We start from the raw sequence: 9,866 nt of genomic DNA on the forward strand, positions 1-9,866 counted from the left end.
ATAACACGGGGTTTCAATGGCTTGTCAGGAGCGGCCGATGGCGCGCCTCTCGACTTGCACTTGCGCCTGCAATCTCTATCAACAGATCAACAGCCGCTTTCCCGTTATGCGGTGTATGTCTGGCACGCCGACGCAGCTGGCGAGTACTCTGTCTTCAATCGCCCGCATACAAACTATCTACGTGGTATAGGGATCACAGACCAACGAGGACGCGTAAACTTTCGGACCGTGTACCCAGGCACTTATCGGGGACGTCCGCCACATATCCATTTCGAGGTCTATCGCAGCCTGGATACTCTGGGGTTGGGAGTGGCGCCACTAATACGGTCCAGCATCCTGTTTCCCGACATGGTTTCCCGATCCGTCTATACTCGGAACCCGGCCTATGCCGATAGCTTGGACAAGTATGCGGCGCTAAGATTCCAGCTCCCGGTGCTGAACCCAACCGGTGACAAGCGCGCCGTTCAGCTGGCGAGTACGAGTGCCTCCAGCAACTCCACTCTCAGAGCCAGCTTGGACATATTCATTAATGCGGAAGAATGAACCGCGATATCGTTGTGGTTTCGCTCTACTCGACAGGAAGGTCATCACTTGCAAGAATCTTCGTGATGATCGGCTTCATCATTTCGATGAATTGCGGACGTTCATGCTCGGGATGCCTCAGCGTGCGGGCCGGAATGCCGCCAAACAAGGTAAACAACATCTCCGTCCGCAAAACAGGCGTTGTAATTCCGGCATTCTCCAGGACGCCACAAAACTCTTCCCGTATTTCACGATCATAGTTCTGCAAGATCTCGGCAACCGACGGATTTCTCTGCGCCTCGGCAAGAATCTCGAAATTCAAAACCGTTCGGAACGGATCCTGATGCTTGATAATAATGTCGATGACGAGTGGAGCGATTTGATCTCGGATTTCAGTGCCGCTCAGATTACGGAAGTCTTCCATTCTGTCTTTTTGGCGCAACAATTCGCGCTCCACCACAGCCTCTATCAACAAATCCTTGGACGCAAAGTAATGATACAGATGGCCAACACTGATGCCACATTCTTTGGCGATCCCGGAAATGCCCGCGCCATGGAATCCCTTCTCAACGAAGTGAATCTCAGCGCAGTCCAGAATTTCAGCAACGCGACTCTCTCGTTTCGCGGCCGTCTTCGATTTGCTCATAACTGTCATGCAGAAAAACACCTAAATTCCACTATGCCCTCTCCTTGACATGCTGCACCGCAACACTAGATAGAGCGTTCACTCTAGAATTGTTATATTGAAGCCATTCGGCTCGTCAAGGAATCCTCATGGAAGTTCTAAGAAAAAGTATTTCGGCCGCGACCTTGTCCGTCGCCTTCCTGCTGACGGCCTGTGGTAACGAAGGCAGTACAGTAGAGGTTCCGCAACAGCCAGCTCCAGTTGTAAAGACTCTCACGACCGAACTCGTATCGGTCCCCAACGCCGTTGAGTTGACTGGACGCGCGCGGGCCCACGCCGAAGCGGAGATCCGCCCGCAGGTCACCGGCATCATCAAGGAGCGGCTGTTCAAGGAAGGCGACCTCGTCTCGCGTGGACAAGCGCTCTATCAGATTGATGCAGACGAGTATGCCGCAGATGTGCGAAGTGCCGAGGCCGCATTGGCGCGTGCCCAGGCTTCTGCAAATGTCGCAAAGGAAACCGCCAAGCGGTTCGCCGACCTCGCAAAGATCAACGCTGTCAGCCAGCAGGAATATGATCAGGCCGCGGCTACGGCCCAGGAAGCAGAAGCGGATATTGCGCTTCAAAAGGCTGCTCTGGACCGCGCACGCATCGATCTTGCCCGCACCAGGATTTCTTCCCCCATCGCCGGACGCATTGGTCGATCATCGGTCACACAAGGCGCGCTCGTCACTCAAAACCAGACTGAAACACTCGCCAACGTGCTTCAAATCGATCCGATCTATGTGGACCTTACCGTTTCCAGCAATCGCGTCCTCAACATGCGCCGCCAGATTGCGTCCGGGCGGGTTGCCTCCAAGGGAATCGACACGGTGCCAGTGAACATCATCCTCAGCGACGATACGACGTATCCCCTGCAAGGTGAGCTCGAATTCAGCGAAATCAATGTCGACGAAAGTGCCGGTACAGTAGCGGTACGTGCGCTCGTGCCAAACCCTGATGGTATTATCCTGCCGGGCATGTTCGTCCGCGCAAACTTCGTTGCCGGCATGTACGAAAATGTCATTACGCTGCCGCAATCGGTCGTCTCGCGGACCCCAACGGGCGAAGCCTCCGTCATGGTCGTCAAAGATGACAACACAATTGAGCAGCGCGCCATCCAGGTCGAGCAATACAACGACAATTCATGGATTGTGCTGGACGGCTTGGAGGAAGGCGAAAGAGTCGCCGTTTCAAATCTTCAAAATCTGCGTGCAGGTGTGACAGTTGATCCGATTTCCAGCGCAGCACAAATATCCGCCGCCCGCGACTCGCGCAGCGAACTGAACTAGCGAACTCTGGACACTCGACATGGCTAAATTCTTTATCGACCGCCCGGTGTTTGCCTGGGTGATTGCAATCATCATCATGCTTGCAGGCGGCATGGCGCTGCGCGCGCTTCCAATCGCTCAGTATCCGGATATCGCGCCCACAACGGTCAGCATTTCAGCGAACTATCCGGGGGCATCCGCCGAAGCAGTCGAGAATGCGGTGACGCAAGTCATCGAACAGCAACTCACCGGCCTTGATGGACTCGACTATATATCGTCGTCCTCGAATTCCAACGGTTCAATGTCGATTACGTTATCCTTTGAGCCCGGCACAGATGCCGATATTGCCCAGGTTCAAACCCAAAACAAAATCTCGCTCGCGACACCGCTTCTGCCGGAAGAAGTGCAGCGTCAGGGCGTGACCGTGAGCAAGGCAAGCGGCAGCTTCCTGCTGGTAACAGCATTTTATTCTCCAAACAGCACACTCAACCAGATCGACATCGGCGACTTTGTTCGCTCCACCGTCTATGACACAATCAGCCGCATCGACGGTGTCGGTAGCGTTCAGGTGTTCGGATCGCAGTACGCAATGCGTATCTGGCTAGAGCCTGAAAAGCTGGCGCAATACCAACTTACTCCGTCTGACGTCACGCAAGCTATCCAGGCCCAGAACGCACAGGTCGCCACTGGCGCACTAGGCGGAACTCCTTCAGTGCCAGGCCAGGAGATCAACGTCACCGTGACGCTTCAATCCCTGTTGTCGACTCCAGAGCAATTCGAGAAGCTGCTGATCCGCACAACGCCTGCGGGTGGATCCGTCCGACTGGAAGATGTCGCACGGGTCGAACTCGGCGCCCAGGATTATTCAACCATCGCTCGCTTCAATGGCAAGCCGGCAACGGGTGTGGCGATCTCTTTGGCGACGGGCGCAAACGCGCTCGAAACAGCCGAGCGAGTCAAGGAAGCCGTCAGGAACATGTCGCCATCCTTTCCAGCCGATCTGGAGTACCAGTTCCCCGTTGACTCGACACCCTTCATCGAAACCTCGATCCATGAAGTTCAGAAAACGCTGTATGAAGCGATTGTCCTCGTATTTGTCGTTATCCTGATCTTCCTGCAAAGCTTCCGTGCGTCGTTGATCCCGATCATTGCGGTTCCAGTTGTCTTGCTCGGCACGTTCGCCGTGCTCCTCCTGTTCGGCATGTCCATCAACACACTTACCATGTTCGCCATGGTGCTGGCCATCGGTCTCCTCGTGGACGATGCCATCGTAGTGGTGGAGAATGTTGAACGGGTCATGCATGAAGACGGCCTCTCCCCCTATGATGCCACCGTTAAATCCATGCAGCAGATCACCGGAGCCCTGGTAGGTATTGCCGTGGTCCTATCCGCTGTCTTCGTGCCTATGGCCTTTTTCCCGGGTTCTGCCGGCATTATCTATCGCCAGTTTTCGGTTACGATCGTATCTGCCATGGCGCTGTCCGTGCTAATTGCGGTGGTCTTGTCACCGGCCTTGTGCGCCACACTATTAAAGCCATCCTCCGGGAACGGAAAGTCATGGTACATGACCCCGGCGCGCGCATTCAATTCCGGCTTTGACAAACTCACCAATGCATATGAAGGCGCGGTCACAAGGATCATTCGCCGCAGATGGATCATGCTTGCCACCTTCGCAGTAATCATGGCGGTCACCGGCCTATTGTTTGTACGCCTGCCCACGGCATTCCTGCCCGACGAAGACCAGGGCACATTGATGACCATTGTCCAGTTGCCTGAAAGCGCAACCCTGGAGCGGACTGCTGCCGTGATGGATGATGTGCGGAAGTATTATGCTGCGAATGAAGAAGACAATATCATGGGCCTGTTCACCGTCGCTGGCTTCAGCGTTGTCGGTCAGGGCCAGAACAATGGCATGGCCTTCGCGGCTATGAATGATTGGTCTGAACGGCCGGGTCCTGAAAACTCTGTCCAGTCTATCGCAGGCCGTGCTTTTGGCGGTCTGTCCCAAATCGACGAAGCCCGGATTTTCCCGATCGTTCCCCCGCCTATTCGGGAGATGGGCAATTCGAACGGCTTTGATCTCTACATTCAGAACACAGGCGGACTTACCCACGCTGAATTTGTGGATGCCCGGAACCAACTTCTCGGCATGGCCTCTCAGGATCCGCGCCTGATGGGCGTCCGCCCGAATGGCAGCGAAGATGGTCCACAGTTCAAGATGAATCTCGACTACCAGAAAGCTCAAGCTCTCGGCGTGTCTGTTGCCGATGCCACAAGTGTCCTGTCCGTTGCCTTCGGGGGAAGCTATGTGAATGACTTCATCGACCGGGGTCGTATCAAGCGTGTCTATGTTCAGGGGGATGCGGAAGACCGTATGCAACCGGAAGACATTTCCAAGTGGCACGTGCGCACCTCGTCCGGCGAGATGACTCCGCTTGACGAGATCGTGTCCGGCGAATGGTCATATGGTTCTCCCCAGCTCCAGAGATTTGGCGGCGTACCCGCAATCAATATTCAGGGATCTCCGGCAGAGGGTGAAAGTTCCGGTGTAGCCATGCAGATCATGGAAGACATGGTCAGCCAGTTGCCTGGCAACATCTCTCTTGAATGGAGCGGGCTCAGCCGTCAGGAGCGCCAAGCTGGCAACCAGGCAACGATGCTATACATTCTGTCCCTTCTCTTTGTATTCCTCTGCCTAGCTGCTCTTTATGAAAGCTGGACAATTCCAGTCTCGGTCCTGCTGGTCGCCCCGCTTGGCGTTACGGGCGCTGTATCTGCGGCAAACCTCTTTGGTCTCGCTAATGACGTCTTCTTCCAGGTCGGCCTCTTGATGACTGTTGGTCTCGCCTCCAAGAACGCGATCCTGGTCGTCGAGTTCGCGCGGACCCTCGAAGATCAAGGCAAGGACGTTGTCACGGCGACCATCGAAGCCGTACGGCAGCGCATTCGCCCCGTCTTGATGACGTCGTTTGCTTTTGGCTTTGGTGTCTTGCCACTCGCCCTCAGTACCGGCGCAGGCTCAGAAAGCCGAAATGCAATGGGCTGGATCATGGTGGGTGGCGTTATAGCCGCCATGACCTTCAGCCTGCTGTTCGCCCCTCTCTTCTTTGTTCTAGTTCGCCAGGTTACGACGCGCCTGCGCGGTCAACGCCCTGCCACGTCTGGAGATCAAGCATGAGCCGTCAAAAATACCTCGCCGCCCCGCTCAGTGCGCTTGTCCTGACCGGCTGTGTCAATCTGGCACCAGACTATGAGCGCCCGATAGCGCCCGTGCCGACAGAGCTTCCCATTTCGGAGCCTTCGGTGACTGGGGTCTCCACACTTGCATGGCAAGACATCGTTCAGTCGGATGAGTTGCGTGCACTGATCGATCTGTCGCTGGACCAGAACCGCGACCTGCGAACTGTCGCCGCCACTGTCGAAGTGGCACGTGCGAACCTCGTCACGTCTCGGTCAGGTTTCTGGCCGACCTTCACCGGGTCCGGTAGCGCGCAGAAGGGCGGCACCTTTCGGGATGACGCAACATATTCGTCTTCCTTCGGTGACAGCACTTCCGCGCAAATAGGAGTCTCTGCTTGGGAACTAGATTTCTTCGGGCGTATCCGGAACACGAACGATGCCGCCCTGCAGACCTATCTGGCGAGTGTCGAAGGCGAACGCGCCACCAAGATTTCCCTGGTGGCATCTGTCGCGGAAGCGTGGCTCAAACTCGCGGCAGACCAGGAATTGCTGAGACTGGCCGAACAGACGGCGAGCAGTCAGAATGAAAGCCTAGACCTCACACAGGCTCTGTTCGATGCGGGCACTGCCAGCGAGATCGACCTGCGTCGGGCCTCGGCGTCTGTTGCGTCAGCCCAGGCACAAGCGGCAGAGTTCCGGGCAACTGTCCGCCGAGACCTGAATACCCTGCGTTATCTGGTGGGAACAGACTTGCCACCGTCCATTGAAGCGCACGTCGAGCTGACCCCATCTCCCGTTGTGCTTGACCTGCCGGTTGGCCAGACTTCCTCAGTTCTGTTGCGCCGCCCGGATGTCATTCAGGCAGAACGCAATCTATTGGCGGCCAATGCCAATATAGGCGCTGCACGCGCTGCCTATTTCCCATCAGTCTCCCTGACCGGCGGTGCGGGCGTGGTCGGCGGCGAACTGGCGGATCTGTTCGAAGGCGACTATGCGGCGGGCTGGACTTTTGCGCCGAGTGTTTCGGTGCCGATCTTCGACTTCGGCACGAAACGCGGAAATCTGGACGCAGCCCGCGCGAATGCCGACGCGGCTCTCGCAGCCTATGAAGGCACCATTCAGCAGGCCTTCCGCGAAGTTGCAAACGCCCTCGCCGTATCCGAGACAATCTCCAGCAGACTGGATGCTCTGGAACAGCTTGCTGACGACACAGGCGTCACCTTCTATCTGTCGCAAGAGCGCTTCAAATCAGGCCTTGATGATTATCTGACGGTGCTGGATGCCCAGCGTGAAAACTACAATGCTCAGCAACAACTCATTCTCGCCAATCTGGATCGCGGCCTGAATAGTCTTGCCCTTTACCGCGCGCTGGCGGTCTGGGATGCTTCCCTGGATGAGGCTTCCGGGGATTAAACTCGCTCACGCCCCACGGGCACGAGAAAGATAATTCGACAAATATTTTGTATGCTGAAACAAAATATACAAAACCTCTGGACATGAAGGCATACTATATACGATATCCGCGAAATTCAGGTAACCTTACCCTCCGGGAGTCATGAGCATGCAGATCGGCGTTCCAAAAGAGATCAAGAACAATGAGTTTCGGGTCGGCCTTACGCCGGAGAGCGTCAGCGAATTCACCGCGCGCGGGCACAAGGTACTGGTGGAAACGCAAGCAGGCATGGGCATTGGCGCAACAGACGATGCGTATCGCGCCGTCGGCGCGGAGATCGCGGAGACAGCCGCAGATGTGTTCGCCACTTGCGAGATGATCATCAAAGTGAAGGAGCCGCTGGCACCCGAACGCACACAATTGCGACCCGGCCAGATCCTGTTCACCTATCTCCATCTGGCTCCAGATCCGGAACAGACGCAGGATCTGATGAAATCCGGCGCGACGTGTATCGCCTATGAAACCGTGACCGACCGCACCGGCGGCCTGCCCCTGCTCAAACCGATGAGCCAGGTTGCCGGACGTCTCGCCGTTCAGGCCGGGGCCTCGGCCCTGGAAAAAGCAAAGGGCGGCCGCGGCGTGCTGATTGGCGGCGTGCCGGGCGTACACGCCAGCCGGGTCGTGATCATTGGTGGCGGCGTGGTCGGCTTCAATGCGGCACAGATGGCCGTCGGCATGCATGCGGACGTTACCATCCTCGACCGCAATCCGGATGTGCTCGAACGCCTCGCCACGCATTTCGAGGCTGGCGCGAACACAGTTTACTCGACCCGGGCAACGCTGGAACAGGAAATTGCCCAGGCCGATCTCGTAATCGGCGCGGTGCTCGTCCCCGGTTCTGCAGCGCCGAAACTCATCACGCGCGAAATGTTGTCTATCATGCAGCCCGGCGCAGTGATGGTGGATGTCGCGATCGACCAGGGTGGTTGTTTCGAAACCTCCCATCCCACCACGCATGATGCTCCAACTTATGTGGTCGATGACATCGTCCACTATTGCGTGGCGAACATGCCCGGCGCCGTAGCACGCACATCCACCTACGCGCTCAACAATGCGACTTTGCCCCATGCTTTGCGAATCGCTGACAAGGGTTGGAAGGCCGCACTCAAGTCGGACCCGCACCTGGCAGCAGGCCTCAACGTCTGGAATGGCAAAGTTACGTGCGAAGCTGTCGCGGAAAGTCTGGAACTAGAGCTAACGCCATTGGCGGAAGCGCTCGCCTAGCGTTCCGGAAAAGTGGGGTCAATTGGTGAGTAGTTCTGCTCGCAATTCGGCGCAGCCCGCAGGCAGTTCAGCATTGAACATCCTGGTCTCAAACGCTGATACCGGTTGGAACAGGCGCAGGCTGTTGGTCAGGAAAACCCTGTCCGCGGATCGAAGATCCTCAAGCGAGATCGACCGCTCCGAAACGGCGAAATCGCCAACACGCCCCCTACCCAAAATCCAGTTCCGCATCACACCGGGCAGAGCGCCATCCCCAACGGGCGGCGTGAAGATAGCTCCATCCATCTGCACGAACACATTCGCCACACTGGCACAGGCAAGATGCCCAGCGGGCGAGAAAAAGAACGCTTCATCAAAACCAGCTTGAACTGCCGCGCGCAATGCAACGATATTGTCTGTGTAGGACAAGGTCTTGTAGCGAGCCGTGATGGAAGTTGGATTGCGCAGGATCGTGCTTTTGTGCACTCGCACAGCTTCTGGCGTCAGACTCACACTATATTCTGAAACACGCGCGATGAGGGTCGGCGAAGCCGCCATATCATCCGCGAGCCCGCGAACCCCAGCGCCGCGTGTGACCGTGATACGCAATGCACCCGACGCAGAGTCTTCAATCGCCGTATCCATGACACGAGCAACGGCCTTGCGCTCAAGATCAATGCCCAGTGCAGCAGCACCTTCGATCAAGCGGTCCAAGTGTGCATCGCGCAGAATGACGCGTCCATCGCTGACGAGCGACGTGTCGAACACGCCATCTGCCAACAACAAGCCGCGGTCCCGCAGGTCAAACAGTTCGGACTGGTCAGACAAGGCAGACGGCTGAGACAAGATCATTCCGGTTTCCAGTTCTTCGCGAGCTGTACAAAATTCCTGATCAGCTCAGCGCCATGCTCGGTAAGCACAGACTCTGGGTGAAACTGGACACTGAATAGCGGAAAGTATGTGTGTGACAGCGCCATAATGTCTCCCTCCGCAGATACCGCATCAATTTGAAATTGGTCCGGCAAATCATCAAATGTTGCCACGAGAGAATTGTACAGACCGACATCAAAAGCGCGGGGCAAGCCAGCAAACAAGGCTCCGCCCTGCACTGACAACGTTGTGGTGCGTCCATGGCGGGGAAAATTGGACCTGACAATCTTGCCCCCATAAACCTGCGCGATCGCCTGGTGCCCAAGACACACTCCGAGAACTGGCAGCTTCCCAGCGAAGTACTGAACTGCTTCCAAGCAGATCCCTGCCTCATTCGGTGTACATGGTCCCGGCGACAGGACGAGCGCTTGAGGCGCAAGATCGGTGATTTCATGGAGAGTAATCCGGTCACTATCAACGACCGTCACATCCGCGCCTTCGCATGTCAGATAGCGCGCGAGATTATGAACGAAACTGTCGCGATTGTTGAGCACGAGGATCATGCCTTCTTCCCCACCCGGAACAGGGACGGCGCGATTCGCTCTGCCTTCAGCTCTGACTCTGCCAGCTCGCCAACCGGGTCCGACATCAAAGTGATACCCCCGCCGGCCAACAGCGTGCTCTCTGTCGGCAAATGATCAAT

General features: G+C 56.6%; 7 protein-coding genes and 1 pseudogene. 5 read left to right on the forward strand and 3 right to left on the reverse strand.

The genetic code is table 11. The annotated features are described in order from the left end of the window. Positions 1-543, forward strand: a pseudogene (locus B4F73_RS02575) (hypothetical protein); the annotation flags it as partial. 25 nt (positions 544-568) lie between these two features. Here B4F73_RS02575 and B4F73_RS02580 read toward each other — a convergent pair. Further along, complete coding sequence (locus B4F73_RS02580) at positions 569-1,177, reverse strand: TetR/AcrR family transcriptional regulator (RefSeq protein WP_290481555.1); 609 nt, start codon at positions 1,175-1,177, stop codon at positions 569-571. Between the two features lie 119 nt (positions 1,178-1,296). Between B4F73_RS02580 and B4F73_RS02585 the strand changes: the two genes are divergently transcribed. The 4 genes from B4F73_RS02585 to ald all read left to right on the forward strand — a co-directional run bounded on the left by B4F73_RS02585 (position 1,297) and on the right by ald (position 8,314). Beyond that, positions 1,297-2,478 carry an efflux RND transporter periplasmic adaptor subunit gene (locus B4F73_RS02585; protein ID WP_206990914.1) on the forward strand — a complete coding sequence of 394 codons (1,182 nt, stop codon included), beginning with the start codon at positions 1,297-1,299 and terminating at the stop codon, positions 2,476-2,478. Between the two features lie 19 nt (positions 2,479-2,497). Then, positions 2,498-5,635, forward strand: a complete 3,138-nt coding sequence (locus B4F73_RS02590; protein ID WP_290482438.1) for an efflux RND transporter permease subunit — start codon at positions 2,498-2,500, stop codon at positions 5,633-5,635. Further along, complete coding sequence (locus tag B4F73_RS02595; protein WP_290479408.1) at positions 5,632-7,050, forward strand: efflux transporter outer membrane subunit; 1,419 nt, start codon at positions 5,632-5,634, stop codon at positions 7,048-7,050. The genes B4F73_RS02590 and B4F73_RS02595 overlap by 4 nt, the downstream gene beginning before the upstream one ends. Positions 7,051-7,198: 148 nt before the next feature. Beyond that, on the forward strand, positions 7,199-8,314 hold the full coding sequence (gene ald, locus B4F73_RS02600; RefSeq protein WP_349679532.1) for an alanine dehydrogenase: 1,116 nt from the start codon (positions 7,199-7,201) through the stop codon (positions 8,312-8,314). 18 nt (positions 8,315-8,332) lie between these two features. On the opposite strand, the gene B4F73_RS02605 is transcribed toward ald, so the two are convergent. Together B4F73_RS02605 and B4F73_RS02610 are read right to left on the reverse strand one after the other, a co-directional pair. Continuing rightward, positions 8,333-9,145, reverse strand: coding sequence for an aminotransferase class IV (locus B4F73_RS02605; protein WP_290482440.1), 813 nt, complete (start codon positions 9,143-9,145; stop codon positions 8,333-8,335). Next, on the reverse strand, positions 9,142-9,726 hold the full coding sequence (locus tag B4F73_RS02610; RefSeq protein WP_206990918.1) for an anthranilate synthase component II: 585 nt from the start codon (positions 9,724-9,726) through the stop codon (positions 9,142-9,144). Before B4F73_RS02610 ends, B4F73_RS02605 begins: the two co-directional genes overlap by 4 nt. Between the last annotated feature and the right edge of the window lie 140 nt (positions 9,727-9,866).

This window comes from Hyphomonas sp. UBA3601 (genome assembly GCF_002375605.1).
Lineage (GTDB): Bacteria > Pseudomonadota > Alphaproteobacteria > Caulobacterales > Hyphomonadaceae > Hyphomonas.